At 67.9% G+C, this 26,590-nt stretch carries 25 protein-coding genes; 16 read left to right on the top strand and 9 right to left on the bottom strand.

Features of this window, described 5'->3' with window-relative positions; genetic code table 11:
• Positions 1–2: 2 nt before the first annotated feature.
• Genes THSYN_RS24350 through THSYN_RS24330 form a run of 5 tightly spaced genes read left to right on the top strand, consistent with a single transcriptional unit; the run spans position 3 to position 5,017 of the window.
• Positions 3–587, top strand: a complete 585-nt coding sequence (locus THSYN_RS24350; protein WP_236848670.1) for a polysaccharide biosynthesis/export family protein — start codon at positions 3–5, stop codon at positions 585–587.
• Positions 584–2,884 carry a GumC family protein gene (locus THSYN_RS24345; protein WP_100921426.1) on the top strand — a complete coding sequence of 767 codons (2,301 nt, stop codon included), beginning with the start codon at positions 584–586 and terminating at the stop codon, positions 2,882–2,884. Before THSYN_RS24350 ends, THSYN_RS24345 begins: the two co-directional genes overlap by 4 nt.
• Positions 2,881–3,582, top strand: coding sequence for a hypothetical protein (locus tag THSYN_RS24340; protein WP_157817906.1), 702 nt, complete (start codon positions 2,881–2,883; stop codon positions 3,580–3,582). Before THSYN_RS24345 ends, THSYN_RS24340 begins: the two co-directional genes overlap by 4 nt.
• Positions 3,579–3,998 carry a hypothetical protein gene (locus THSYN_RS24335; RefSeq protein WP_100921424.1) on the top strand — a complete coding sequence of 140 codons (420 nt, stop codon included), beginning with the start codon at positions 3,579–3,581 and terminating at the stop codon, positions 3,996–3,998. Before THSYN_RS24340 ends, THSYN_RS24335 begins: the two co-directional genes overlap by 4 nt.
• Positions 3,977–5,017 carry an O-antigen ligase family protein gene (locus THSYN_RS24330; protein WP_100921423.1) on the top strand — a complete coding sequence of 347 codons (1,041 nt, stop codon included), beginning with the start codon at positions 3,977–3,979 and terminating at the stop codon, positions 5,015–5,017. The genes THSYN_RS24335 and THSYN_RS24330 overlap by 22 nt, the downstream gene beginning before the upstream one ends.
• On the opposite strand, the gene THSYN_RS24325 is transcribed toward THSYN_RS24330, so the two are convergent.
• The 8 genes from THSYN_RS24325 to THSYN_RS24290 form a co-directional block, all read right to left on the bottom strand.
• Positions 4,967–5,752 (bottom strand): HesA/MoeB/ThiF family protein, encoded by a 786-nt coding sequence (locus THSYN_RS24325; RefSeq protein WP_100921422.1) that lies wholly within the window; start codon positions 5,750–5,752, stop codon positions 4,967–4,969. The two genes, THSYN_RS24330 and THSYN_RS24325, sit on opposite strands and share 51 nt — an antisense overlap.
• A gap of 3 nt (positions 5,753–5,755) precedes the next feature.
• A complete protein-coding gene (locus THSYN_RS24320) occupies positions 5,756–6,268 on the bottom strand; it encodes a tryptophan-rich sensory protein (RefSeq protein ID WP_100921421.1) in 513 nt (170 codons plus the stop codon).
• A gap of 103 nt (positions 6,269–6,371) precedes the next feature.
• Complete coding sequence (locus tag THSYN_RS24315; protein ID WP_100921420.1) at positions 6,372–7,160, bottom strand: retropepsin-like aspartic protease family protein; 789 nt, start codon at positions 7,158–7,160, stop codon at positions 6,372–6,374.
• 83 nt (positions 7,161–7,243) lie between these two features.
• Entirely contained in the window at positions 7,244–7,603 is a 360-nt protein-coding gene (locus THSYN_RS24310; protein WP_236848669.1) for a hypothetical protein, read from the bottom strand.
• A 70-nt stretch (positions 7,604–7,673) separates the two neighbouring features.
• Positions 7,674–7,955: a hypothetical protein gene (locus THSYN_RS24305; protein WP_100921419.1), complete on the bottom strand. Its 282-nt coding sequence runs from the start codon at positions 7,953–7,955 to the stop codon at positions 7,674–7,676.
• 155 nt (positions 7,956–8,110) lie between these two features.
• Complete coding sequence (locus THSYN_RS24300; protein WP_100921418.1) at positions 8,111–8,641, bottom strand: lipocalin family protein; 531 nt, start codon at positions 8,639–8,641, stop codon at positions 8,111–8,113.
• 3 nt (positions 8,642–8,644) lie between these two features.
• Positions 8,645–9,325, bottom strand: a complete 681-nt coding sequence (locus tag THSYN_RS24295; protein ID WP_100921417.1) for a DUF6134 family protein — start codon at positions 9,323–9,325, stop codon at positions 8,645–8,647.
• Positions 9,318–10,139: a DUF1295 domain-containing protein gene (locus THSYN_RS24290; RefSeq protein WP_100921416.1), complete on the bottom strand. Its 822-nt coding sequence runs from the start codon at positions 10,137–10,139 to the stop codon at positions 9,318–9,320. The genes THSYN_RS24295 and THSYN_RS24290 overlap by 8 nt, the downstream gene beginning before the upstream one ends.
• A 325-nt stretch (positions 10,140–10,464) precedes the next feature.
• Here THSYN_RS24290 and THSYN_RS24285 point away from each other — a divergent pair, with 325 nt between their 5' ends.
• From THSYN_RS24285 to THSYN_RS24260, 6 genes are all read left to right on the top strand, one after another.
• A complete protein-coding gene (locus tag THSYN_RS24285) occupies positions 10,465–11,568 on the top strand; it encodes an ATP-binding response regulator (RefSeq protein WP_172965328.1) in 1,104 nt (367 codons plus the stop codon).
• A gap of 47 nt (positions 11,569–11,615) precedes the next feature.
• Positions 11,616–12,197 (top strand): response regulator, encoded by a 582-nt coding sequence (locus tag THSYN_RS24280; RefSeq protein WP_100921414.1) that lies wholly within the window; start codon positions 11,616–11,618, stop codon positions 12,195–12,197.
• A 479-nt stretch (positions 12,198–12,676) separates the two neighbouring features.
• A complete protein-coding gene (locus tag THSYN_RS35490) occupies positions 12,677–13,444 on the top strand; it encodes a VPLPA-CTERM sorting domain-containing protein (protein ID WP_216644618.1) in 768 nt (255 codons plus the stop codon).
• 51 nt (positions 13,445–13,495) lie between these two features.
• Positions 13,496–14,182: a putative 2OG-Fe(II) oxygenase gene (locus THSYN_RS24270; RefSeq protein ID WP_100921413.1), complete on the top strand. Its 687-nt coding sequence runs from the start codon at positions 13,496–13,498 to the stop codon at positions 14,180–14,182.
• Positions 14,182–15,048 (top strand): class I SAM-dependent methyltransferase, encoded by an 867-nt coding sequence (locus THSYN_RS24265; protein WP_100921412.1) that lies wholly within the window; start codon positions 14,182–14,184, stop codon positions 15,046–15,048. The genes THSYN_RS24270 and THSYN_RS24265 overlap by 1 nt, the downstream gene beginning before the upstream one ends.
• Positions 15,049–15,056: 8 nt before the next feature.
• A complete protein-coding gene (locus THSYN_RS24260; protein ID WP_157817905.1) occupies positions 15,057–16,475 on the top strand; it encodes a phenylacetate--CoA ligase family protein in 1,419 nt (472 codons plus the stop codon).
• Between the two features lie 384 nt (positions 16,476–16,859).
• Here the strand turns inward: THSYN_RS24260 and THSYN_RS24255 are convergent, their stop codons facing one another.
• On the bottom strand, positions 16,860–18,257 hold the full coding sequence (locus THSYN_RS24255; RefSeq protein WP_100918249.1) for an IS1380 family transposase: 1,398 nt from the start codon (positions 18,255–18,257) through the stop codon (positions 16,860–16,862).
• A 249-nt stretch (positions 18,258–18,506) separates the two neighbouring features.
• Here THSYN_RS24255 and THSYN_RS24250 point away from each other — a divergent pair, with 249 nt between their 5' ends.
• The 5 genes from THSYN_RS24250 to THSYN_RS24230 all read left to right on the top strand — a co-directional run bounded on the left by THSYN_RS24250 (position 18,507) and on the right by THSYN_RS24230 (position 26,464).
• Positions 18,507–19,622: a hypothetical protein gene (locus tag THSYN_RS24250; protein WP_100921410.1), complete on the top strand. Its 1,116-nt coding sequence runs from the start codon at positions 18,507–18,509 to the stop codon at positions 19,620–19,622.
• A gap of 75 nt (positions 19,623–19,697) precedes the next feature.
• On the top strand, positions 19,698–20,309 hold the full coding sequence (locus THSYN_RS24245) for a PEP-CTERM sorting domain-containing protein (RefSeq protein WP_157817904.1): 612 nt from the start codon (positions 19,698–19,700) through the stop codon (positions 20,307–20,309).
• A 122-nt stretch (positions 20,310–20,431) separates the two neighbouring features.
• Positions 20,432–21,325 carry a sulfotransferase gene (locus tag THSYN_RS24240; protein WP_100921408.1) on the top strand — a complete coding sequence of 298 codons (894 nt, stop codon included), beginning with the start codon at positions 20,432–20,434 and terminating at the stop codon, positions 21,323–21,325.
• 421 nt (positions 21,326–21,746) lie between these two features.
• The gene (locus THSYN_RS24235) at positions 21,747–24,734 is read left to right on the top strand and encodes a beta strand repeat-containing protein (protein ID WP_157817903.1); all 2,988 of its coding nucleotides are present in this window, start codon (positions 21,747–21,749) and stop codon (positions 24,732–24,734) included.
• Positions 24,734–26,464, top strand: a complete 1,731-nt coding sequence (locus THSYN_RS24230) for a tetratricopeptide repeat-containing sulfotransferase family protein (RefSeq protein ID WP_157817902.1) — start codon at positions 24,734–24,736, stop codon at positions 26,462–26,464. Before THSYN_RS24235 ends, THSYN_RS24230 begins: the two co-directional genes overlap by 1 nt.
• Positions 26,465–26,590: the final 126 nt, after the last annotated feature.

Here is a 26,590-nt window from a genome sequence, read left to right as displayed (position 1 = left end):
CCATGAATCCGCTTGCTGTCTTGCCGGTCCGCTCTCTTCGCTATATGCACCGCACCCGCTGGTCCCGGCTGCTGATCGGCGCCTGCCTCATCCTGCTCTTTTCCGGCTTGGCCACCGGTGGCGACGACCTGCAGAGCTATCGCTTGAGCGCCGGGGACAAGGTAAGGATCGCCGTCTTCGGCGAGGACGACCTGACCGTGACCGGCCAGGTCAGCGCCCGGGGTACCATCTCTTACCCCTTGCTTGGGGAGTTGAAGGTCACGGGCCTGACCCCGGGGGAGTTGGAGCAGTTGGTCACCGGGCGGCTGCGCGGGCCCTATCTGGTCGACCCGCGGGTGAGCGTGAGCATCGAGGCCTATCGGGAGTTTTTCGTCATGGGACAGGTCAATCGCCCAGGGAGTTTCCCGTACCTGCCGGGGTTGACCGTGCGTAAGGCGATCTCGGTCGCCGGCGGCTATACCGAGCGCGCCTCGCGCAGTAAGGTCTTCGTGGTCTCGGAGGGGGCCGCCAAGCAGGAGCGTAAGGTGGGGCAGGACGACAGCATTGGGCCGGGCGACACGGTGATCGTCAAGGAAAGCTTCTTTTGATCAATCGCTACGAGGATCAGTTGGAGGTACCCGTCGATACCGCCGCGCAGGGACGCGAAGCGGTGACCGTGACCGCGCGGAGCGACGCCTTCAATCCGGCGACCTATTGGCGAATCCTGTTTCGGCGATGGCCGCAAATCGTCGGTCTGGCACTGGCCATCGGCCTTTTGGCCGGCCTGGTAGCCCAGTCCCTGGAGCCGCTGTACACGGCTTCGACCACGCTCCTGATCGACACCAGCCGCCGCGGCTTCAGCCCGGTCGACAAGGATCCGGCGGGCGGTTGGTATTCCTTTCTGGCGGGTCAGACCTACCTCGAGACGCAGATCTTGCTGTTGAAGTCCCAGGCGCTTGCGCAGAGCGTTGCGGAGCGCCTGGACCTGTGGACCCATCCTGAGTTCGATCCCCGCCAGGAGGCGCCGCGGCGGGCGCGCTTTCGGTTGAGTCTGCGCGGCCTGCTCCCGGACTGGTTCGAGTCCGACCAGGACCCGGCGCCCATCGCGAAGGAGGACGTCCACCGCAGCGTGGTCGAGGCCCTGGCGGGACAGGTGCAGGCGAGTGTGCTGCCGGAGTCGGAGATGATTCGGGTCTCGGTGACTTCACATGATCCGGAATTGGCTGCCCGCGTTGCCGCGGCCTATGCGGATGCCTATATCGAGTTTGGGCTGGAGACCCGCCTGGAACAGGTCAAAAAGGCCGCCGGTTGGTTGACGGGGCGCCTGGAAGGTCTGCGCGGCCAAGTGGACTCCTCCGAGCGCAAGCTTCAGAGTTACCGCGAGCAACAGGGATTGGTGGACGTGAAGAGCGGTCTCGACCTGACCGATCGGGAACTCGGCGACCTGGCCGCGCGCCTCGTCGAGGCGCGCGCCAAACGCGACGGCTTGGCCAACGAATTCGACCAGGTGCGTAGACTCCGGGACCTGGCGAGCGCGGAACTGAGTTCCAATCCGGTCGTGATCCGCAACTCGACCGTCCAGGCACTCAAGACCGAGGAGGTAAAGGCCGAGCGTGCCGCTGCGGAATTGGCCGAGCGTTATGGTGCCCAGCATCCGAAGATGGCAGCGGCACGCTCCGATCTGAATACGATTCGTGCCAAGCTGCGCTTCGAGATCGACAACACCGTGGCCGGCGTCAAGAAGGAATACGACATCGCCAAGTCGCGAGCGGATCAGCTCCAGCAGGAACTCGATGCGATGAAGTCACGCGCCCAGGAGGTGAGCCGCAAGACCTTTACCCTGCGCTCGCTCGATCGCGAGGTGGAAACCAACCGCCAACTCTATGAAGTGTTCATGAAGCGCTTCAAGGAGACCGATCTGGGCGCAGACGTGGAGTCGACCAACGCCCGGGTCATTGATGCCGCACGGGTCCCGCGGGCGCCGATCGAGCCGCGCAAGGCGCGCATCGTGGGCATCGCGGTGTTTCTGGCCCTGGTCCTGGGCGCCGGGCTCGCGGTGCTCGAGGACTACCTCGACAGCACGCTGAAGGACGCCGAGGATGTCGAGCTGTACACCCAACTCCCCACCCTGGGGACGGTCCCACTCCTGGGCCGGCGCGGGCTGCGCAAGGGGCGGCCCGAGCGGATCTTTCTCGACTCCCCCAAGAGTGACTTCGCGGAGGCGATCCGCACCGTCAGGACCGCCGTGGCTCTGTCCGGGCTCGATAATCCACAGCGGGTTCTCTTGGTTACATCGACCGTTCCCGGGGAAGGTAAGACCACCGTCGCGATCAATCTCGCCGCCGCTCTGGGTCAATTGGAGCGAGTACTGCTGGTGGACGCGGATCTGCGCCGCTCCTCGGTGGCCCTGCGTCTCGGGCTGCCCGCGCAGGCCCCGGGTCTGTCCAACTGCGTGGCCGGTACCACGCCGCTCGATGAGTGCATTCACCCCCTGGAGGGAACGAATGTGCACGTCCTGCCGGCCGGCGTGTCGCCGCCTAACCCACTGGAGATCCTCTCCTCCCAGCGCTTCGAGAAGACCCTGGAGGAATTGGCGCAGCGCTACGACCGCATCGTGCTCGATTCGGCCCCGGCCCAGGCGGTGAGCGACGCCTTGGTCCTTTCGCGCCTATGTAATGCGGTGGTCTTCGTCGTCCGCGCGGACGCCACGCCGCGTCAACTCGTACAACTCGCGGTCAAGCGCTTGCGCCGGGTCGATGCGCATCTGATCGGCGCGGTGCTGAACCACTTCGACAATGCCAAGAGCACCCGGTACGGGTCTTACCGCTATGGCCGCTACCGACGTTATTCTTATGCATACCGGGGCTATACCCAGTATTACCGCGACAGCGGCAAGCCGGGGTGAGGGTGCGGGCGCGCCGGGGCCTGGTTGGCACCCTGCTGGGATTGGTCATGCTGGCCTGTTGCTGGAGCTTGGCGAGTGCGCTCGCCAGTGCGGCCGCCTGGCAGGCGGGGCGGATCAGTGAGCACGCGCCTGGGGTGGGGGTGGTCACCGGGGGGGCAGACGACCACGCGATCCGCCGCCTGCTGGCGCTCGCCCGGCGCCTGGAGCCCGCCGACCCGCGTCACGCCGATCAGTTCGCGCTTTACCTGGAACGCCAGGCCGGGCAGGCCGCGCCGCGGTCCGACCTGGAGCACCGGCTCCTGACGCAGGCGCGCGCACGCTATGTCGAGGGGGTTCGTAAGCGCCCGACCTGGCCCCTGGGGTTGACCTCGGTGTTACGCATCGATTTCAAGCTCGGCCGGTGGGGCGGAGCATTCAACCGGCTCTATGCCCGTGCGGCCGAGCTGGGCCGCTCGGAGCCGGTATCCTTGGGCGCCCTGGTCGACCTGGGTCTGGCGGCCTGGCCCGTGCTTGAGCCGGACGGCCGACGGGAGGTCCTGGCGCTCCTGCGCCATGGCCTGCGGCGCGATCCCCACCACCTGCTCGAGCAGGCCGTGCGTCTGCATCGCGGTGCCCTGGTCGAGCCCCTGTTGGCATCAGACCCCGCGCTGGTGCGCCTCTACGCGGATCTGCGCGCCCGCGCGGCGGGCCTGCGATGAGCGACAGGCCCTCCCTGCAGGATCGCTGGGCGCCCTATCTGGGCTCCAGTGATCGGTGGCTGTTCTACGCCCTGTTGGTCCTCCTCGTCTGGGCGCCCCTGCCGCTGGGCAGCAACCGACCTTGGGCGAGCGCCCTGCTTGAGGTTGGTATCTTCAGTTTGGCGGCGGTCTGGCTCGTGCTCGCCGTCGGCGCCCGCGTCTGGCTGACCAGCGCGGGTATGAAGGCACGACTTGCCACCGCGGCCTTGTTGCTGTGGCTTGGTTTCGGCCTGCTGCAACTGCTGCCGCTGCCTTGGCACTGGCTCGAGGTCCTGTCGCCGACAGCTGCGCGGCAGTGGGCGGCCACCTCGCTGGCCCTGGGCGACGCCGCCCCCCCGGGTACGCACCGCTCAGCATGGCCCCCCACGGCTCGCTGATCGCGTGGCGTCTCGGTCTGGCCCTGACCGGCGTCTTTGTGCTGGTGCTGCTGTTAGTGCGCAGCCGCCGACGCCTGCGCCTCCTGGCGGGTACCCTGGTGCTCGCGGCGGTCGTCCAGGCCATGCTGGCGAGCCTGCTGGCACTCGCCGGAACCTCCTGGCTGTTCATCGACGCCGGGGCACGCGCCCACGGTACCTTTGTCAACCCCAATCACCTGGCCGGCTACCTGGAGATGGCGCTGGCCCTGGGGATCGGCCTGCTGGTCGCGGACCTGTCCGAGCCAGGTGACGCCTCCAACTGGCGCAAGCGGCTGCGCGCCTGGGTCAGGACTGTGCTGGGGCGCAAGGCACGGTTACGCATCTACCTCGCCATCCTCGTCATCGCGCTGGTGATGACTGCCTCACGCATGGGCAATACCGCCTTCTTCATCAGTCTGGGGGTCACCGGGGCGATTGGCATGCTGAGCTTCCGTCGCTCGCCAAGGCCGGTGCTGATCTTACTGGTGAGTCTGGTGGCGGTAGACCTGCTGATCCTGGGGACCTGGTTCGGGCTCGATCGGGTGCGCGAGCGCCTGGAGCAGACCGTGCTGACCGAGGATGCGCGCTATCAATTGGGGGTGCGGGCAGCGGCCTACTTGAGCGACTATCGCTGGTTCGGGAGCGGGGGTGGGAGCTTCTCCGTCGTCTACCCGGCCTACCGCGACGCGGAGTCGATCCCGCTGCATTTCGCGCACGCGGATAATGACCTGCTGGAGTTTCAATTGGAATACGGGATCGTTGGGGTAGTGCCCCTGGCCGGCGTGGTCCTTTTATCACTGGCGGCCGCGCTGCACGTGCTCTGGCGTCGCGAGGACGCCCTGTGCCGCGGCATGGCCTTTGCGAGCCTGATGGGCATCACCGCGATCCTGATCCACTCCGCAACCGACGCCAATCTGCACATCCCGGCCAATGCCGCCATCTTCATGGTCCTACTCGCGCTGCCCTGGCTCGGCCTGACGCTCGGGCGTGACCGTGACTAATGCGCAGACCGGGCAGGCCGGGTCGGCGACGAGGCGGATCTGGCGCCATTGCATGACGGCGGCATCGAGCACCAGGAGGCGTCCGAACAGGGGTTGCCCCAGGCCGGTCAGGACCTTGATTGCCTCGGTCGCCTGGATGCTGCCGATGATACCGGGCACCGGGGCCAGTACGCCGTGGGCGGCGCAGGTCTCGTCGGCACTGCCATCCCGGGGAAAGAGGCATTGGTAGCAGGGTCCGCCGGGTTGGCCCGAGAAGGTCGCCACCTGTCCCTCCAGGCGGATGGCGGCCCCGCTCACCAGGGGTTTACACGCCGCCACGCAGGCGGCATTGACCGCGAAGCGGGTGTCGAAGTTGTCGCAACAGTCCACCACCAGGTCCACGTCGGTCAGCAGACCGGGGAGGGTATCGATGGTGAGGCTGCGCTTGACCAGCACCAGTTCGACCTCGGGGTTGAGCGCGGCCAGGGTGGTCCGCGCGGACTGCGCCTTGGGCGTCCCGATACGCTCGGTGGTGTGCAGGATCTGGCGCTGGAGATTGGACAGGTCCACGGCATCGAAGTCGGCCAGCACCAGGCGGCCGACCCCGGCCGCCGCCAGATACATCGCGACCGGCGATCCGAGCCCGCCGAGCCCCACCACCAGCACCCGCGCCCGGCGCAGCCGCTCCTGGCCCTCGATGCCAAAGGCCGGCAGCATGATCTGACGGCTGTAGCGCAGCAGTTGTCGGTCGTTCATCCGTCAGCCCAACAGACTGACCGGCGGATTGAGGCGATGGACATTGAAGGCCACCACCGAGGCGAAACTCAGCCACAGCGCCAGCGGCAGCAACAGCAGGCCGGCCCGCTTGCTGTTGACGAAGACCACGCCACAGACGATCCAGGCGATGAAGGCGGAGGCGAAGGTCCCGACAAAGCTGTTGAGCAGGCTTTGCGGGAGTAGGGCGTAGAAGGGAAAGGCCATGACCACGAGGATCATCGCCAGCAGGGCGATGGACGCGGCACGGCGCTCCGGCAGCGGCGGGGTGCGGCGCACGACCCAGTAGGCGGCGGCCATGCAGGCGAAGAGGACCTCCCACACCAGCCCCATCTGCAACCCGGAGAGTGCGAAGGCCGGTTTTCTCAGGGATTCGGTCCACTCGGCCGCATCCGAGAAGACGATGGTGGCGTTGATGGCCCCGGCGAGGACCGCGGCGACGAGCACATAGATCGCCAGCGCCGTCCGGCCGGGCTTATAGGCGTAACGATTGACCAAGGATCAAGTCTCCCGTGAGTCCAGCCAGAAAATTGTCCGCTGATTGTCCACCGATCCGGGTGATAGCGCCAGAATCGGCGCATGCCGTCGCGGTGCGCCCGGATCACTTCGTCCCCAACAGCAGGCGGTTTTTTTCGTCTTCGATGGTGAGGCGAAAGCGCCCGAGCAGACTCATCCCCAGCAGGGCGTTGCCGCCGAGCCTCCCATCCTCGATGAAGGCCACCGGGACCCCGGTAACGCGCTGATCTTTCAACCAGACCGCCTGGAGGGTCCCGAGCGCCGCCTCCACGTTGCCGTTGGCGGTCTGCACCTGCTGCTGGCGCAGTCCCTCCGGGGGAATGCCGAGCTGTGCGATCAGCGAGCTCGGAAGTACCACATAGTCGGCCCCCGTATCCACTAACAGGACCCGGGAAACGCGCCTGCCATCTTCACCCTCCAGGGTCAGGGTGACGGCGTGGGAGGAACCGACGCGCTGGGTGTCGAGGACGATCTCGCCCGCGGCGCCCGCGGGGTCGGCGGCCCCAGGTGTCGCGGTGGCCGGGGCCGGTGGGGAGTAAGGAGTCTTCGCGCCCAGGATCAGAACGCGCTCGACCCCGCCTTGCGGCGCCTGGACGATGATGTGGTCAAATCCCTCCAGGAGCACCCGCAGGCGCGGGAGCACTTCCGCGCCCTCCTCGGCGCGCGCCTTCTTGTCGCGGGTCGCATCCAGGTCGGCCGGCTTCATCGCGAAGCCGTACTGGGTCATCATCCGCTCCAGTTCCGCCGCCACCTCCACCTGGGCCGCGGCCGCGCCCATGCCGGGCCCCAGGGCGCAGCACCACAGGACCAGGGGCACCAGGGGCCGCACGAGCCCCCGCCGCCGCGGGTGAGACCTGGGACCAGGATGCGCCATGGGTGCAACTCCAGCAAACGGGGTTCGGCGCCCGGCGATGGGCGGCGATCGGAGCGATGATCCCGGCCGGCGCCGGGGGTTGCTCAGAGGTCGGACGGGACATAGACATAGGCGGGCTTCACGCCGGCCCCGACGATGGCGAATTTCTGGGAGTTCCAGTAGCCGCCGAGATTCACGGTCTGACCCGCCGGGAAGGTGCCGACCCGCACCTCGTTGCCCGTCACCTCGTAGGTGCCGGTCCCCGGGGGCATGACGAGCCGGACCTGGCAGGGCGTGGATTCGCAACTCCCGGTGTCGCCGGGTTTGACGGTGATCGAGATGACGCCGGTGGGGGTGCTGGGCGAGGAGGCGCAGCCGACGAGCGCCAGGGCGGCAAGCAGGGACCTCAGGGTCCGGGCGCCTGGCGTCGCTGCCGGTCGGCGGTGCAGGGGGGCTTTGGTCATGGTGGTCGGCTCCGGATCGGGGCTGAATCGTGGTCGCGGGGCCGTCAGTCCAGCGCCCGTCGGCCTCAGGTCACTTGTTCGGCACCACCGCGGCACCGGCGGCGCCGGTCGCTGCATCCAGGGCCCGCGTCGCGGCGGCCTTCTTGCCCGCATCGGCGGCCTGGTCCTGGGGGGCGTTCATCCCGTCCTTCCGCTCGATCGCCTTCTCTTCCCGGACCTGGGTCGGGTCCTCCGACTCCGCGAACGAGGACTGATCCAAGAGCTTTTCCGACTCGGTTTCCGCCCGGACCAGGGCGGCGCCGGTGAGGGCCAGGCTGAAACAGGCGGCAAGGATGGGCAGCGTGGGGCGCATGATCAGGCTCTCCTAAGGGTGGTGTGGCTGGCGCTGGTGACCCTGGCCGCGCGCGGCGAGGGTCAGTGGGCGAATCATCGTCGATACGGGGCGGGATTTCGAGTGCCGGAATGAAAAAGACCGCAGGAGGCCGCGGCCCCCGCGGGTGGGCTTCACTACCAGCGCTGCGGAACCCGCTGGAGTTGCGCGGTGTCGTAGCCGACGCCCTTGAGGAAGGCCTCGATTTCCTTGAACTTGGCCTCGGGGATCTGGGGTTGCCGGGCCATGATCCAGACATAGTCGCGCTTCTCGCGGCCGATGACGGTGATGCCGTAGTCGGGCTCCAGCCAGATGATCCGGAAGTCACCCTTGAAGGGCCAGATGAACTGCATCCCCCAGCGGGCATTGCCGGTGCCGGGGACGACGAAGCCCTTGGGGTGATATTCCTTCTGGGGGCCGTCGAAGGCGTCTTTGCGGAAACTGAAGGTCGTGGCGATGGTGCCGTCCGGGTTCAGGGCATAGGACTCCACGGCGTTGTGGGCGCCCTTCTCGACGAAGGTCGGGATGTTGGCGATGACATACCAAGGGCCCATGAAGCGGGCCAGGTCGACCTGGGGTACGGTCTGCATCGGTTTCTCCTGCGCCAGGGCGGCGGCGCTCATGAGCAGCAGTGAGATGGCGAGTAGGCGGGTGCTGGTCGGTGTCATGGTTCAGATCCGTTCATAGCGTAAGGTGCGGCCCTTGCCGGTGTCGCTCTCCAGCCCGATCCAGCGGCCGTCCGGGGTGTACCACAGGGTGATGTCGAGTTTGTCCGCCCGCAGCCGGTAGCGCTCGGCCTCGACCGTGCGGCCCTGGACGACACGGCGCTCGGTTCCCCCCGGTGTGACCTGCACCTCGACCATTTCGCCGGTCTGCGGGTTGAGCAGACGGGGGCGCTTCAGGAAGTCCCGGTCCCAGTAGGCAAAGGTGGAGACGCAGTCGGGAAGACGCCGCGCCTCGCCATTGACCTTAAGGGTCAGTGTGTCGGCCTGCTTGTCGCCCGCCACCGTAAAGGCCGTGCCGTTATCGTCGGTGCTGGCGCGGATACGTTCCAGGCAGCCGTTACGCCAGTCCTCGCGGCTCTCGTGGCGATAGCGGTAAGCGGTGACAAAGAGCAGTTTCACGTCGAAACTGGCGCGGCTGACGATCTGCTTGCCATTCGGGCCAGGGCCAACCTGAAAGCTGTGCTCGCCGATCGGGTCCTGGTTTAGAAAGACGCGAAAGCGCAGCGCGTCGGTTCGCGAGTCGGGCGCGGCGACGGCGCTATGGGCCACGGGGCAGGCAAGTAGGAGTCCCAGCAGGGCCGCGGCGCTGCGCGCTGGCCGGGAACTGGCGAGCGGGTGTTCAGTCATTGGGTGTCTCCGGTCTCGTGTGATGGGCCGGTCGCCTGGGCGGCCCCGGAATGAAGGCGTTGGTGCATTCGATGTACTCCCGGTAGCCGGGCCGGCGCTCGCCGATGTCCTGTTCCAGCAGGCTGACGCCGGAGACGCGCAGCAGGAGCCAGGTCATGAGGACGGGCGAGACAAGGGTCCACCAGCCGCCCGCGGCCAGCGCGAAGAGGAAGAAGGCCCACCAGAGACAGGCCTCGCCGAAGTAATTGGGGTGACGGGTGTAGCGCCACAGGCCGCGATCCATCACGCGGCCGGCGTTGCCGGGTTGCGCCTTGAAGCGGGCGAGTTGCCGATCGCCGAGCGCCTCGAAGCCGAGACCTATAACCCACAGGGACGCGGCGGCGGCGTCCAGCCAGCCCAGCGGCGCCTGACCCAGCATCGCCGCCAGGAGCGGCAGTGAGATCACCCAGGCCAGGATTGCCTGGAGCCCGAAGACCAGATAGATGCTCTTCCACCAGAAGCCCGGGTCGTTCGCCGCGCGCATGGCGCGGTAGCGGCGGTCTTCCGGTTCGCCCCAGTTGCGGCCTGTGATGTAGACGCCGAGGCGGCCCCCCCAGAGTGCGACCAGCGTGAACACGAGCCAGGCGCGCCCCTGAAGTTCGCCGGCAAGTCCGAGCATCCCAAGCAGATAGCTGAGCCCAAGCAGGACGAAAAATAGCGGCCAGAGTGAGTCGGCAAGACCCGCGTTCTTGAGCGGGATGCTCAGTATCCAACCGAGCAGGGCCAGGGCCAAGGCGACGGCCAGTCCGGTCGCGAAGATCGCGAGATCAAACATGGGCCGGGCCCCGGCCGCCTGCCGCGGTGCGCGCCGGCTGGCGGGGACTGGCCTGCGTATCCGCGTCGGGTGATGCTTGGGGGATGATTTTGCTGGTCATGGTGATTGCCGGTCGATCGATCTGCACGCTTGGGTGTCCACTTGATGTCCAAATGCGCAGATGCAAGGGCCAGGGGTGGACGCCGTGTCCGGGGCGGCGGCGCGTCGTCACGGCCGGGGCACTCAGGCGTGGCGGATGCCGGCCGAACGGTCGATAATGGGCGACCAACTCCCCTATGAGCGGCGATTAGCCTCCCCGCGGGGCGACGCGACGCGGACAACGACAGTGCCAGACGGCGCAGCGAGACAAGACGCTATCCTGGTCGTTGACGACGACCTGCTTATGCTGCGGTTGGTCGGCTCACTCCTGGTCGAGCGGGGGCTGCGCGTGCACACGGCGACCGGCTCCAGCGAGGCCCTGCGCATCGCCGCTGCGATCCGCCCCGACCTGATCCTGCTCGACCTGCACATGGAACCCTGCGACGGCTTCGCGACCTGCGCGCTGCTGAAGTCCAATCCTGTCACCGCGGCGATCCCCGTCATCTTCCTCACCGCTGACACCGACCACGCGGCCGTGGTGCACGGGCTTACACTCGGCGCCGTGGACTACGTCGCCAAACCCTTCGCGCCGGCGGTGTTATTGGCCCGGGTGCGCAGCCACCTGCTGCTCGGGCGGCTGACCGGCGGCCTGCGCGCGGAGGTGGCCGCCCGGACCGCCGAGCTGACCGCGTTGAACGGACGGCTCAAGCGCCTCAGTGCCGCCGCATCACTCGTCGAGCAGCGCGAACGGCGCCAACTCGCGCAGGGGCTGCACGACGGGGTGATCCAGACCCTGGCCCTGGCGCGGGCGCGGATCGGCGCCGCCACCGAGCCCCGGGTGTCGCTCGCCGAGATCGATGCCACCCTGGAATCCGCCATCGCCGATCTGCGCAGCCTGATCTTTGACCTGAGTCCGCCGGAGTTGCACCTCCTGGGCCTGGATGCCGCGCTGGCCAGTCTGGTGGAGCGCACCCGCCGACGCTTCCCGGTCGATCTCGCGCTGCGCGTCGGGGGCGCGCTGGACCCCCTGCCCGAGGAGGCGGCCGCGCTCGCCTTCCTGGGCGCGCGGGAGCTGGTCGCCAACCTGATCCGTCACGCCGCCGCGCGCTCCGGACTGATCCTGGCCGAGCGCGACCGCGACCGCCTGCGGGTTTCGGTGATCGACGACGGGCGGGGCATGGACGAGTCGCGCATCGGCCGCGGCTTCGGACTGTTCAGCCTGCGTCAGCGTCTGGAGTCCTTCGGCGGCAGCCTGAGGGTCGCGCCCCGCGCGCCCGGGGCCTGTGTCGTCCTGACCCTTCCGCTTGCAGGTCAGGCGAGCGCGACCGACCAGGTGAGAGACGGATCCTGAAGATCCTGATTGCCGACGACCATACCGTTGCGCGCGAGGGGTTGGCCATGCTCCTGTCCGGCCAGCCGGACCTGCAGGTGGTGGGCGCTACGGCGGATGGGTGCGCGGCGATTGCGCTCGCCATCGAACAACGCCCGGACCTGGCGATCCTGGATCTCGGGATGCCGGGCTGCAACGGCATCGAGGCGGCCCAAGCGATCCGCACTCAGTGCCCGGCGACCCGGGTATTGGCGCTCACCATGCACGCCGACGGGTGCTTCGTGCGGCGCATGGTGGACGCGGGGGCCGGCGGCTATGTGCTCAAGACCGCCGGTGCGCAGGCGCTGATCGCGGCAGTCCGTGCGGTCGGCGGGGGCGGGCGCTGGTTCAGCCCGGGGCTCGGGATCGAGGGTCCGCGCTGTCGGCCCCAAGAGAGCCTCTCCAAGCGCGAGCGCGAGGTCCTGACCCGCCTGGCCGAGGGCCAGCCCATGGCCGAGATCGCCGCCGCCCTGGGGGTCTCGGTCAAGACGGTGGAGACTTACCGCCGACGCCTGATGGCGAAGCTCAGTATCGGGCACGTCCCCGGACTGGTGGTCTACGCGTTGCGTCACGGATATCTGCGGCTCGACGCACTCGCCGGGGTCGATTGACCTGCCGCGCGTCCTGTCTTGGGCGCGGCGATGGCTGCCGACACTGGCCCCGCTCCCGCTCCTGCTCGTCCTGGCGATGGCCCCCGCCGCCGCGCTGGAGATCGATCCGGCCGCACGGGGTCTATTGCTGATCGATCCCGCAGGGGACTTCTGTCCAGCGGACGGGCTCGCCCCGCGCTGCTGCTCCCGGCACTGGCCCTGATGACGATCGACCGGCTGCTGCGCAACGGCTACGCCTGGTGTATCCCGTGCTGTTGGCCGCTTACGCTCTGTGGGCACTGCTTGGGATGCCCCCATCCATCGATGCTCCATTTCCTGACAAGGCCGATTTTACACTCGCCCCTCACCGGGACGGGCGCCAGGGTCAGAAGGTATTGGATATAAAGACAATGTAAGACATGGCGCGGTTTTCGCTTTGCAATGCCGGGGGCGCGCCGCGACCGCTGCCCGCACTACCAACCCCTATCGGAGACCGACCCATGAAGCACCACAAAATCGATCAACGCACGGCCGTCGGCGGGCTGGCGGGGGTGACCCTGCTGGTCGGCGGCGTCGCCGGCGCCGTTGCCGGGACTATCACCCCGCCCTCGCAGTTCTTTGCGATCTACAGCGGCAACGAGCACGAGTCCTACACGCCCGAAACCGGGTCCTGGGACATCGCATCATACGACTCGCTTACCGGCCAGCTGCCACAGTACGACGGTCCCGGCACCCTGACCGGGGTTTCCATCGAGATCACTCGATTTGCGGGCAGCGCAACCAGTTTTGCGCTGCTCAACTATGCGGACATCCTCTCGGGCAGCTTTACGGCGACGACCTCGGGGGCCAGCCAGACGATCGGCATCACGGCCTTCGGCGAGTCGGTGACCGAGCTCATCTCCCACCCGGATCTGACCTGCACCCTCGATGTCGCTCATCAGGATGACTGCTACTTATCGGATCCGGTGGATTTCGGTCCGCTCATCCTCGATATGACAGCGGCATCCTTCGCCAACTTCTACGGCACCGGAACCTTCGATGTCACGGGGAGCGTGGCGGGAACAGGCACCTTCGCCACCCTGGCGAATGGGACCGTGAACCACCTCTACGCGTACGGGTCGCAGGGCGTCAGTTGGGAGGGTTATGCGAGCGTCACGTACACCTTCGCCGACGTCCCCGAGCCGGCCGCCGTCGTCCTGATCGCGACCGGGCTCGCGGGGCTCGCGACCGGCCGTCGGCGTCGTCAAGGCGCGGGGCAAACCGGCTGAGGCGGCGAGCATGTCCCCACGGCGACCCGACAGCGAGGCAGCACGAGTCCCATGACCAACCCCGGCACGACCGCCACCGGCACCCCCGCCGCCGGCCAGGCGCAATTCGCCATGGCCTTCGGCACCCCCATCGCCTCCCGGCTATGGCCGCAGGCCGCGGGGCTGAATGCGGCGCTCGCCGCCCTGGTGCGGGACCTGGCGGCCGCCGCCCCCGGCGGCGGCGCGTGTTGGCAGGGGGGGGCGGACCTCTTCGCGCGCGACGCCGCGTGCCTGCGCACCCTGGCGGACCAGGCCCGGCAGATGGCCACGGGGCTGACCCGTACCCTGCTGGCCGACCCGGCGCAGGCTGAGGTCGGCTTCCGGCTGACGGGCTGGGCCAACCTGATCCGCCCGGGAGGCTACCTGGGGGTCCATCACCACGGCGGCGCCACCTGGTCCGGGGTCTATTTCGTGACCGCCGCGACCACCGGCCCCGGGCCGCTCGAGCAGGGCCGCCTGGAACTCCTGGACCCCCGCCCCGGGGTGCGCCTGAGCGGCCTGCCGGGCACGGTGCTGGACGGGCGCTGTCTGATCGAGCCCATCCCCGGGCTCATGGTCCTGTTCCCGGGCTGGCTCACGCACCTGGTCCACCCCTTCCAGGGCGCGGGGGAGCGGATCTCCATCGCCTTCAATCTTGCGGCCGTCCCGTCCTCGTCCGCGGGACCGGCGTCCGCCGGCGCGCCCGATTTCGGCACCTGATGCAGGCCGCGGCCCCGCCGAGCGGTGACCCGGTTGACCCGGTGGTCTTGGGCCCCCCGCCCGACGGCGCGGTCACGGCCGCCGCCGCGGCCCTGACGGCGGCCCTGTACGCGGCCCTCACCCGTTTGGGCGCCGCCCCGGCCCCGCCCGCCGCGGCCTCGATCGAGGACCTGCTCGCCCGGGCGGCGGCCGAGTTCCCGCAGCCGCCGGCCGACCGCCTGGCCGATGAGCCACACCTCGCCGCGGCCCTCGAGCGCTGCCGCCAGGCCCACGGCCGATGGATCGCCTTGCAGGAGCAGACCGCGGCGGCGGCCCTGCTCGCCGCCCCGGCACCGGTACGGGATGGCCCGCCGGACCCCGGGGGCCCGGACGGCTTCGGCGCTCAGGTCTACGGGCGGGTGGCGGACCTGTTCGAGCGGATCGACTTCACCGGCCGCGAGGTCGTGGTGATGGTCGGCTGCGGCCCCCTGCCCGGCACACTGATCCATGTGTTGGCCCGCACCGGGATCGCGGCGGCCCTGGGCCTGGACCGGGACCCGCGGGCGGTGGCCGTGGCCACCGCCCTGGCCCGGCACCTGGGGCTCGCGCGGCTGCATGCCCGGGTGGCCGACGGGCGCACCCATGACTATGCGGGGGCGGACCTGGTCTATGTCGCCAACCTGGTGCGACACAAGACGGAGGTCCTGGCGCGGGTGGCCGCGACGGTGCGCCCCGGCACCCCGGTGGTGTTGCGCGACCCGGCCCCGGGCGGCTGGCTGCTCGCGGAGCCGGGCAGCGCGCACCTGGACCCGCGGCTCGTCGTCACCGGCGAGGGGCCGGCGAGCACCCTGTTCCGCTCCCGACACCTCTTCCTGGTCCGGTGCTGAATCGCGCCATGCCTCACCCGCCCGCCTTTGAATTGCTCCCCGGCACCCTGCCCGAGGTCCGCTGGCCGCCCTTTGCGGCGAGCGCGGCGGCCAATCAGCTCGCGGCGCAGTTTCACCTGGAGCGCAGCCAGTGGTGGGACCCGGAGGCACTCGGGCGCCTGCAGCGCGCGCAGCTCGGGGTGCTCCTGCGCTACAGCGCCCGGACCATCCCGCACTACCGCGCGGTCATCGGCGATTGCCTGCCGGGGCTCGCGGCAGCGGAAGGGCCGTCGGGGATCCCAGACCTGACCTGGGAGCAGTTCCGGCGCCTGCCGATCCTGACCCGCCCGGACCTCCAGGCCCAGGGCGAGGCACTGGTGAGCCGGGCGGTGCCCGCGGGGCACGGTCGACTGCTGCGGGTGCAGTCGAGCGGCTCGACGGGAACCCCGGTCGGCATCGCCAAGACCGAGCTCTGCAACTTCTACTGGAAGGTGTTTGCGCTGCGCTTGCACCTCTGGCACGGGCACGACCTCGGGGCCTGCTTCGCCGCCATCCGCCACACCGAGAGTCCGGCCGCCATGGCGCCCCCCGGCGAGGTCCTGCCCAGTTGGGGACCCGGGACCCGCGACTGTCTGCAGACCGGCCCGGCCTGGCTGCTCTCCACCCGCAACGACATCGCGGTCCAGTACGACTGGCTGCGGTGGGCCAGCCCCGCCTATCTGCTGAGCTACCCGTCGAACCTGGCCCGGCTGGCCGAGTACGGGCTGGACCGGGGACTCCCCCTGCCCGGGTTGCGTCAGGTACTGACACTGGGCGAGGCCCTGCCCGCCGGGCTGCGCGCACTGTGCGCAGACGCCTGGGGGGTCGGGCTCGCCGATGCCTACACGGCCGAGGAGACCGGCTTCATCGCCCTGCAATGCCCGCGGTGCGAGCAGTATCACGTCCAGTCCGAGGCGCTGGTGCTGGAGGTCCTGGACCAGGCCGGGGCGCCCTGCGCGCCCGGCACGGTCGGGCGCGTGGTGGTGACGCCCCTGCACAACTTCGGCACGCCGCTGATCCGCTACGCCCTGGGTGACCATGCCGAGGTGGGCGAGCCCTGCGCCTGCGGGCGGGGGCTGCCGGTGCTGCGGCGCATCCTGGGGCGCACCCGCAATCTGGCGCGCCTGCCGGACGGGCGTGAGTTCCGCCCCAGCGTGGGCTTCTGCGACCTGGCGCGCATCCCCGGCGTGCGTCAGGCGCAACTGGTGCAGTCCGCGCCCGATCGGGTGGAGGTGCGGCTGGTGTGCGGCCGGACCCTGGACGCCGCCGAGGCGGCGCAGGTCGCGGCCTTGATCCGCACCAATTTCGACTGGCCGCTCAAGGTGGAGATCAGCTACCACGCGGAGATCCCGCGCGGACCCGGGGACAAGTTCGAGGATTTTGTTCGCGCGCAAGCGGCGCGGCGCTGAGCGCTCCGCCGGGCTCGCGCCGCGACACCGGGTGGTCGCGGTGCGGGGCGGGAAGCCGATGTATCGATACTCCATTTCCTGACAGGCCAGATTTTACAGTGGCCCGCCGGTGCCTTGTGGCGGTGCGGATCGCTGCCATCCAACTAGCCCGAATGTTTCATAAGGGCGCCGCGAGCCCCAGTACCCGAGTGCGGAACTTGGAGAATAACCCTAGCGACGAGCCCGGCAGCCACCAAAACGGCGCGCAGGAGATCAGCGGGAATCGCAGGCGAAGGCGTTTCGCTGCCGTTCGGTCCATCATTTCCGCCCAAAGTGGACCGACGCGCACAGGTCATCCTGCCCGGGTGAGCATCAGCAATACGAAGACCGAATGGATCGGTGGGGTCAGGAGATGAGCGGTCCCGGCGGCCGGGCCAAGAACAAGAGTTCGGTCACCCGATGCAACAGATCCTTGACCGGGCAGTGGGTCGGCAGCTGGAGGCGGATGCGGTCTTTGTATTGCACCACGCGCACGGCGATCTTGAACAATTTGATGATGACCGTGGCGGGCTGGGCCTGGGCCAGTTCGGTATGGACCAGGACCTCGGTGCGTAGCGCTTGGTGCAACACATAGGCGCCGCAGGAGAAGAACAGGCGCATATGATTGGCCAGAAAGCTGTGGTCGGAGGTGCGGTCGCTGGCCAAGTCGTTTTTCATCTTCTTGATGAAATTCTCATCCTGGCCGCGCGCGCAATAGAGATCGCGATAGAGGTTCTCCGGGGTGGGCAGGCGCAGGGAGGTGACGACGAAGCGGGGATTGTCGTCGAAACCCATGACCTCGGCCTTGAGCACGACCCGGAAGGGTTGCGGCCAGGAGCCGGCCGCATAGTCCAGTTCATGGTAGGTGCGGGTATGCACCGGCTCCGACTGGCCCAGGCGTTCGGCATTCTGACACCGGATGGCATGCGTGCGGCGATTGGCCTCCAGATACGGCTGTGCGAAGCGCGCTAACACCTTGTTATTACTGAGGCCGAAGATGAAGTCGGCGTGCGGGTCGTCAAGCGCCAGCTGCATCAGCTCCGGGTTGGAGAAATGCCCATCGCCGCGCAGCACGATGTGGGTCTGCGGCCAGGCCGCCCGCAAGCGTTTGAGCACGCGCCGGATGATCATGGCGTTTTCGGCCCCCGTCGGGCGCTTGCCGGGACGCAGGGCGGCGGTGATGAAGTTCCCGGAGAGTCCCTCGAAGAGAAACAACGGCAGGTAGCAATGACTGCCGTAGTGGTGGTTGTAGAAACTGAACTCCTGCTGACCGTGCGTGGCGTCCTCAGAGTGATCCATGTCGATCACGATGATGCTCGGCGGCGTGGCATAACTGGCGATGAATTGATCGACGTAGCCCTGGGCCATGCGGTAGATGTCTTTGGTGGTGGCCGCATTCTCCAGGCGTGAGATCGTCGGGGCGCTGGCCAGATCGTTCTCGCGGTCCAGGGGCCGACGCTCCAGTGCGAGCTTGAACATCGGATCACTCCGCAGCGCGTTGGCGTCGTTGCCATCCTCATAGGCGCAGGCGATCTGATACACGCGTTGGGCGATGAGGTCACGCGCTGGATGCGTGATGTAGCTGGGGTGACGCTGGTCGTCAAAGGCGGCGGCCAGGCGCTCGGTCAGCCCGATCTGGCGGTCGACACCGCGCAGGATCAGGGGGCCGAAATCCGACGACAGCGCTCCGCCATCGAAGTCCCCGCGCACGGTCAAGCCGTCGATGGGAGGAAAACGCAACTGGACTGGGGTAGACTCTGCCATGGGGCGACCTCGTTTAGCTTCTTCCGAAGCGTTATTGGCGTAACACCAATTATATCAATTGGTTGAACGAGTGTCGCCCCTCTTTGTGAATAATCCGGGCTAGCTGTTTAAGAGAAATAAAAAGATACAGGCACAGTTTTTGCTAATACGCTGGGGAGCGGAGTCGAACGCCCAGGGCTCCGGGTCATTCCCACGCGTGTCGCGTCCAGCGCACTGCCGATCAGACACGAATATCAGGATCATCAATCCATGGCATCACGTACAGCCCGTTCCCAAACGCCATCCTGGCCCCGCCGTGCCCGCGTCCGCCCGCTCGGCCTGCGCCGCCATCCGCTGGCCCAGGCCGTGAGCCTCTGTCTGGCGCTCGGTACACTGGGGGCCGCCCCGGCCTACGCCGCCATCACCGGCACCACGACCGTCAGCGGGAGCGAAACCCTCTCCTTCGGGTGCAACATCTTTTCGGGCGGCACGCTGAGCATCGACTTCGGCGGCAGCCTCAGCACCACCGACAACCTGAATAACCTGGCCGGCGGTACCCTCGGGAATGCCGGGAGCCTGAGTTCGAGCTATCACCTGCGCAACTACGGCACCCTGACGAACCAGACGGGCGCCACCTTCACCAACGAGGGCACCCTGGCCAATGCGGCCGGCGGCGCCCTGTCCGTGGCCGGCGATCTGACCAGCAGCGGTGCCATCACCAATGCCGGCACCCTCGACGTCGCCGCCGTCGGGCAGGTCCTGGGCACCGGCAGCTTCACCCAGACCGGCGGTGTCACCACCGCCGACGGACTGCTCCTGGCCGCGGCGATCGACCTGCAGGGTGGGTCCCTGTTTGGCACCGGCACGCTGGAGGGCGACGTGACGGTAGGCGCCGCGGCCACCCTGGCCCCCGGGCACTCCCCGGGCATCCTCACGGTGAACGGCAATCTGGCGCTGGACGGCACCCTGGTCATGGAGATCGACGGGACTGCGCCGGGGACCTTCGATGGGCTCAACGTGACCCAGGGCATCAGCTTCGGCGCCGGCAGCATCACCTCAATCGTCTTCGACAACCTGTTCGCGGCCGCCGCCGGCATGAGTTGGGACCTGGTTCAGGGCAACGCCTTCAGCGGTGTCGGCAACATCAACTATCAGGTCACAGGCCTCGGCAGCCGGTACACTTGGGAGACTTACGACGAGCCGAGCAGCGGCGGCGGCTTCCACTTGGGGCTGCGCGTGCAGGACGCGCCGGAGCCCGGAACCCTTGCGCTGCTGGCCCTGGGCCCGCGGGCTGCGGCGCCTGGCCCGCTGACCCGCGGCGACCGGTGGCCCGGGCCCCGCACGCCGCGGGGCCCCGAGTCACCGGCCGCCGCCGCGCACTGTTAAGTGGAAGCTGGAGACCCAAGACGTTTGTCTTGGCAAGATCAACCCATGAGCACCGAATATTTTGGAGTAACTGCTATGAAATCGATGATCCGTCCCACCGCGGGACTTGCCGCTCTGCTCTTCGCCGCATCTTCTCAGGCCGCGCTGACTATGATAGGAGACACGATGGTGGTCACCGATTTATTCGGTGCGAACCATGTCGTGACGGCTACGACCCCGGGCATTGAATATGCGGGCAGCACCACCTATTTGAATTCCCTTTTTGCCGAGAGCTTCAACATCGAAGCCGACACCATCACTTATTCCATAAACTCCGATTTGGCTATTTGGACTTTTACCACCGGCGACCAAATCTCTATTTCGGGCATCGATTTTTTCGGCGACCCGCAAGGGTACATCACCGGGGTGACGCTGTTGTCGGGTCCGTCGGTATCCGGCATCAATTTCACGGACAGCGGTACCGTTGGCGTGTCCGGCAACATCACGATCAGCTTGTTGAACGCTCAAGCTATTCCCGAATCGCCCTCGGTCAGTACCTTTGTCTTGAAAGTCACTTCCGCCACTGCGGATGTCCCCGAGCCCGCCAGCCTGGCCCTGTTGACGGCGGGCTTGGTTGGCTTTGCCATTCGCCGTCGGCGGCCAGGAACAATTGGAATAGCCGGGGAGAGACCACGATTTCCGGGCTAGGACGGGAGGGCGCGCGATGCCGACCAGATTCTGAATGACTGGACCGCCAGCGCCCGTCGCGTTCGGCTAGAATGAACGGGACCCCGGTCCCGCTTTGACCTTTCTGACTCATCCCGAACCCTATGACCGCTCCCAAGACCGTCTATTTGCTCGCCGGCCTGCCCCGCAGCGGCTCCACCCTGCTGGCCAACATCCTGGCCCAGACCCCGCGCTTTCACGTCACCCCCACCTCCGGCATCCTCGACATGCTGGTGCAGGTGCGCAACGCCTGGGACCGTAACGACTCGCTGCGGGCCATGGACCGGGCGCAGAGCCTGCGGGCCAAGGAGGACGTGCTGCGGGCCATGCTCCAGGGCTGGTTCGCACGGGTGGAGCAGCCGGTGTGCCTGGACAAGAACCGCTACTGGGCGGAGTTCCTGGAGATGGCCACGACCCTCGTGGGGGGGCGCGACCGGGTCCGGGTGCTGATGACGGTACGGGATCTGCGCGACATACTGGCCTCCTTCGAGCGGCTGTATCGCAGCACCTCGTCGCTCGGCCAGGTGCCGCTGGAGGGCAACAACCTGGTGAAGTCCAAGACCGCCCTGGGTCGGCTGGAGATGTGGATCGACGACGCCCAGCCGGTGGGGCGCGCCTACAACGCGGTGCGCGACGCGGTGACCCGGGGCTGGAAGGACTGTCTGCACTTCGTCGAGTATGACGCCCTGACCCGGGAGCCGGCAGTGGTGCTGGCGGGCATCTACCGCTTCCTGGGGGAGGCGCCCCATGACCACGACTTCCAGCAGGTCGAGCAGGTCACCTTCGAGGACGACCTGGAGTACGGCTTCCGCGACCTGCACCCCATCCGCGCCCGGGTCGCGCCGCAGCCCCCGCAGTGGCCGCGGGTCTACGACGACGCCGTGTCCCAGAGCGGCCCCTGGCGCACCGTCGAATCCGTGGCCCAGTTCTGGAAGCTCTACCAGGAACCCGGCCGAGGACTCCCGGCGGCACTGGGCCGACCGGCCGGGAGCGCCTGAGGTCCGTAGTGGCGCGCGCCGTCGGCGGTCGCGCCATTTCCTGACAGACCCAATTTTACACTTCACTGGCATAAGACCGCCTCGCGTAGTGCATTGCCTTTGCGATTCAGTAGGCTGGTGTCACTGGCGCGCATCTTGCTCTCCGGGTGCGAACGGGCCACCGAGCGCGTTTATCCACTTTCCATTCAGGCAGCGCCGTTTGCTCCGGGGGAGTTCGCGGCCCATCATTAAGCACGCTACAACCATGAAACGAACCCTTCAATCGAACCGCCGGCACCACCAACACCTGCTCCACGCCGAGCGGCAACGCCGCCGGGCGCTCGCCCTACGGTGCGCCGCGGCCGTCGCCCTCGGCGGCAGCCTCGCGCTGGGGCTCCCGGCGCAGGCGCGCGATGTCAGCACCGCGGAGACCGGCCCCGTATTGCTGACCCAAAACCAGGCGCTGAATGTCACCAACACCGGGTCCATCACCAGCACCGGGGCCTCGGTCCCTGGTGTGGGCAGGACGGCCGCTGCCACCGCCATCGGCGACATCAGCAACGCCGGGAGCATCAGTGTCGAGTTCGGGGTCGGCATCGGTCTGTCGACGGTCGCCTCTGTCGGCCACGTCACCAACTCCGGCAGCATCGATGCGACCAACAACACGGCGGTCGATGTTCGTAACGCCACGATCGCTTCGATCACCAATGCCGCCGCCGGCACGATCAATGCCCAATCCAGCGGCATCGGGGTCTGGGCTGGTTCCCATGTGATCGGCGACCTCGCCAACAGCGGCACGATCAATGCTTTCAATGGCATCGCGGCCGACGGGAATTTGCAGGTGGACGGCGCCATCCATAACACGGCCACCGGCCAGATCACGGCGGGTTACGATGGCGTGCAGATCTCCAGCCACGCCGTGATCGGCTCCGTCATCAATGACGGTAGCATCAACGTCACCGGCGGCACCGGGGTCCACCTCTGGTGGAACGGTCACGTCGCGGGCGAGATCCGCAACAACGGCCTGATTCAGGCGAGCGACGGCATCAAGCTCAGTTCGAGCACGACCGTCAACGGCGGCATCCGCAATGCTACCGGCGGCCAGATCATCGCCGACAACAACGGCATCTATCTCACCCGGGGGGCCACGACCAGCGCCATCACCAACGAGGGTTCCATCACCGCGTCCGCGGCCGGCCTCTTCATCAATAGCGCCAGCCATGTTACCGGCGATGTCTCCAGCCTCGGGACCATTGAGGCCGCCTATGGCATCGTGGCGGGCGAAAGCGCGCAAGTGGATGGCGCCCTGCACAACGGCGCTGGCGGTGTGATCACCGCGACCAATTACGGCATCGGTGCCTATAGCGGGGCGAAGGTCGGCTCCATCTTCAACGACGGCACGATCCACGCCGACATCGGCGGCATGGGGGCCTCCGTCAGCCATGTCACCGGTGATATCGTCAACAACGGGACTATCGATGGGGGCGCGGTCGGCATGGGGGCGATCAACGGAGCCACCGTGGACGGTTTGCTGCGTAACGGCGCCACGGGCCAGATCGCGGCCACCACCAACGGCATTGTCGTCGGCGGCGCCACGGTCGGGGGTATCGCCAACGCCGGTACCATCACCGCGACCAACGACAGCGCCATACTCGCCAATGCCGCCACCGTCACGGGCGATATCACCAACGCCCTGGGTGGCGCGATCACGAGCAATGGCGGCCCGGTCAGAGCCTCCAGCGGCATCGCGCTCATGAATGGTGCCCGCGTCAACGGCAATATCATCAGCGACGGCAGCGTCACCGCTGCGACCAGCAGCGGCATCAGTCTGCTGGGCAACGGTCAGGGCACTGCCCCCGGATCCAGCGTCGGCGGGGACCTCGTCAATACCGGGCACATTACCGCGCCATGGGCAGGCATCAGTCTGGCCTCGGGTTCCCTGGTGGAAGGCGCCATCAAGAACAGCGGCCGGATCGACAGCAGTTCCGGATATGGCATCTTCGTCGGGAATACCTCCGAGGTCCGCGGCGCTATCGCCAATCAAGCGGGCGGTGTCATCAATGCCCACGATGTCGGCATGATCGTGAGTTCTTCATCCACCGCGAAATCCATCTCGAACGCCGGTTCGATCACCGCCGATCGCGGTATCTCGGTATGGCTGGCGTCGACCGTCACGGGCAACATCGAGAACACCGGCGCCATTCACGCCACCGGCCGGGACGGGATCGAATTGGAGTCCACCTCCTCGGTCAACGGCGATATCGTCAATGCCGCCGGCGGCACGATCGACGCGGCGCAGCACGGCATCGCCGTGTATTCCGCATCGACGGTGGGCTCCATCGTCAACGCCGGGCAGATCAACGCCGGCCACAGCGGCATCCACCTCTTATCCAGCACCACGACCGGCGCCGTCACCAATTCCGGTACAATCCAGTCTGGGGCGCTGGGCATCGAGATCAGCTCGTCGCAGGTGGGCGGGGACATCACCAATAGCGGAACCATCAATAACCAGTTGGGGATCAATCTGTACAATTCGCGGGTGGATGGCACCATTCACAACGCGGCCGGCGGCCAGATCACGGCGCCGGACCACACGGCCGTTGCGCTGACCTCCGGGTCCTCGGCCCACGCCATCGTCAATGATGGTACGATCACTGCCACGGGCTATGGCATCGCGCTCTACATGGGGACCGGCACTGCCGTCGACACCGACATCGGCAACAACGGCACGATGAATGCCGGCACGGGTATCCAACTCAGTTCGGGCGCCGCGGTGACGGGCGCTATCCGCAACGCGGCCGGCGGCCAGATCCTCGCCACGCATAATGGCGTCGCGCTCGCCAGCGGGGCCAGCGTCGGCTCCATCGTCAATGTCGGCACCATCACCGCCGGCGACACCAGCATCCTGGTGGACGCGACCTCGACGGTCTCCGGCGGCATCACCAACAGCGGCAGCTTGACCGGCACGCTCGATATCGTCGGCACCGGTCTCATCGACCTCGACAACCCCGGCACCATCGACATCGGCCAGAGTATGTCGCGGGTCAGCGGGGACTATACCCAGACGGACACCGGCATCTTCAAAGTCACCCTGATGAATGTCGCCAACTACCTGTTCGCGCCCATGCTGGTCGGCGGCGATGCCGACATCGACGGTCAGTTGTTGTTCGGCGGGTTCGACCAGTTCAATCTTGCCATCGGCTCGCACTTCACCCTGTTCAACATCGCCGGCACCCGCGCGGGCCTGTTCTCCAACTACGGCCAGGGCGCCGTGGTAGGCTCTGCCAACGGCGGGCAATACCGGATCGATTACACCGTGGAAGGCGACATTCAACTCTACGCGCAGGGCGACGTGCCCGAGCCCGGGACCCTCTTCCTGCTGGGGTTGGGTGCCTTGGGATTCCGCGCCCGGTGGCGCAAGGCGGGCTGATGGCGGTACCCAAGGACCTGGCCGGCCTGCTGCGGCAGGCCGACCAACTGCGCAACACCGGCCGTCTGCGGGAGGCAGAGACCCTATGTCGCCGCCTGTTGCAGGCCGAGCCGGGGCTGGCCCCGGCCTGGGAGTGCCTGGCACTCATCGCACACGGGGCCGGCCAGGCCGCGCAGGCGGCGGAACTGATGGCGAAGGCGGCGGCGGCAGCGCCCCAGGTGGCGAGCTACCGCCGCAACCTGTGCGAGCTGTTCCGGCGGCTGGGGCGCCTGGACGAGGCCCTGGCGGCGGGGCGGGAGGCGGTCCGGCTCGCCCCGGCGGACGCGGTCGCCCACTACAACTTAGGGATCGCGCTCGACGACCACGGGGACTTGGCCGAGGCCCGCGCCGTCTACGAGCGCGCGGTGGTGCTCGACCCCGGGCACAACCTCGCCTGGAACAATCTCGGGAGCGTGCGCAACCGCCTGGGCGACGAGGCGGCGGCCCTGGCCGCCTATCGCCAGGCCGCGGCGATCGACCCCCGGCACGCCGAGGCGCAGAACAACATCGCGGCCATCCTGATCGACCGCGGCGAACTGGACGAGGCCAAGGAGCGGCTGCGCGCGGCCATCGACGCCCGGCCGGACTTTCTGGAGGCCCACCAGAACATCTCTACCCTGACCCGTTACACGGCGGACGACCCCCATTACCGGTTCCTGGAAGAGCAACTGGCGGTGCGCGACCGGCTGGAGCCGGAGCAACGGCTACGGCTCCTGTTCGCCCTGGGCAAGGCGCGCGAGGACCTGGGACGCTACGACCTGGCGCTGATCGCCTACCGGGAGGCCAACCGGCTCAAGCGGGCGACGCTCGCCTTCGACGAGGAGCGCAGCGAACGGCTGTGCCAGGCCCTGATCGCGGCGTGTTCCGCGGACACCTGCCGGCCCGATCCGGCCTCCCCCGCGGACCCGACGCCGATCTTCATCGTCGGCATGCCGCGCTCCGGTACCACGCTCCTGGAACAGGTGCTGAGCAGCCACCCGGATTGCCACGGCGCCGGGGAGTTGAAGGACTTTCACGCCGTCGTGAAGGCCCATCCCAAGGTGGGCGAGATGGACCAGGCGGCGCAGTGGGTGCCGCGCCTGACGGACGAGGATTTCCGGGACATCGGCGCCGCCTATCTGGAGAGGCTGCGCGGCCATCACGCCGGCGCGCGGCGTATCACCGACAAGATGCCGGGTAACTTCCACTACCTCGGCTTCATCCACCGGGCCCTGCCGGGGGCGCGCGTCATCCACAGCATGCGCGACCCCATGGATTCCTGCTGGTCCAACTTCACCCGACTCTTCAACGACACCATGGAGTTCGCCTATGACCTGGGCGACGTCGGGCGCTACTACAACCGCTACCTTCAAATGATGCAGCACTGGGATCGGGTCCTGCCCGCGGGGGTGCTGCTGCACCTGCACTACGAGGCGATGGTGGCGGATCTGGAAGGTCAGGCCCGGCGGGTCATCGCGCATGTGGGCCTCCCCTGGGACGACGCCTGCCTGCGCTTCCACGAGAATCGCCGCCCGGTACGCACTGCCAGCGTCGCGCAGGTGCGCAAACCCATCTACTCAAGTTCGGTCGGCCGCTGGCGGGCCTATCCAGACGGCTTGCTGGTGTTGCGGGAGATCGTCGGGGACGACTATCCGCACGGGCTGGGCGGGGATGCGGCTGGCCGCCGCTCGGCGGGCGATCCTGCGGTCTGACGCGGGTCCCGGGCGGTGCGGTGAGCTTGGGAACGGCACCGGGCGCCAGCCCCGCCGACGTCCCCGGTACGCCGTGTGCCTCTGTTATCATCGCGCCCCGGTCGCACGCATGACGACTGCACCGCT

Source organism: Candidatus Thiodictyon syntrophicum (assembly GCF_002813775.1).
Taxonomy (GTDB): domain Bacteria; phylum Pseudomonadota; class Gammaproteobacteria; order Chromatiales; family Chromatiaceae; genus Thiodictyon; species Thiodictyon syntrophicum.
This window is presented reverse-complemented; position numbering and strand designations above follow the sequence as displayed.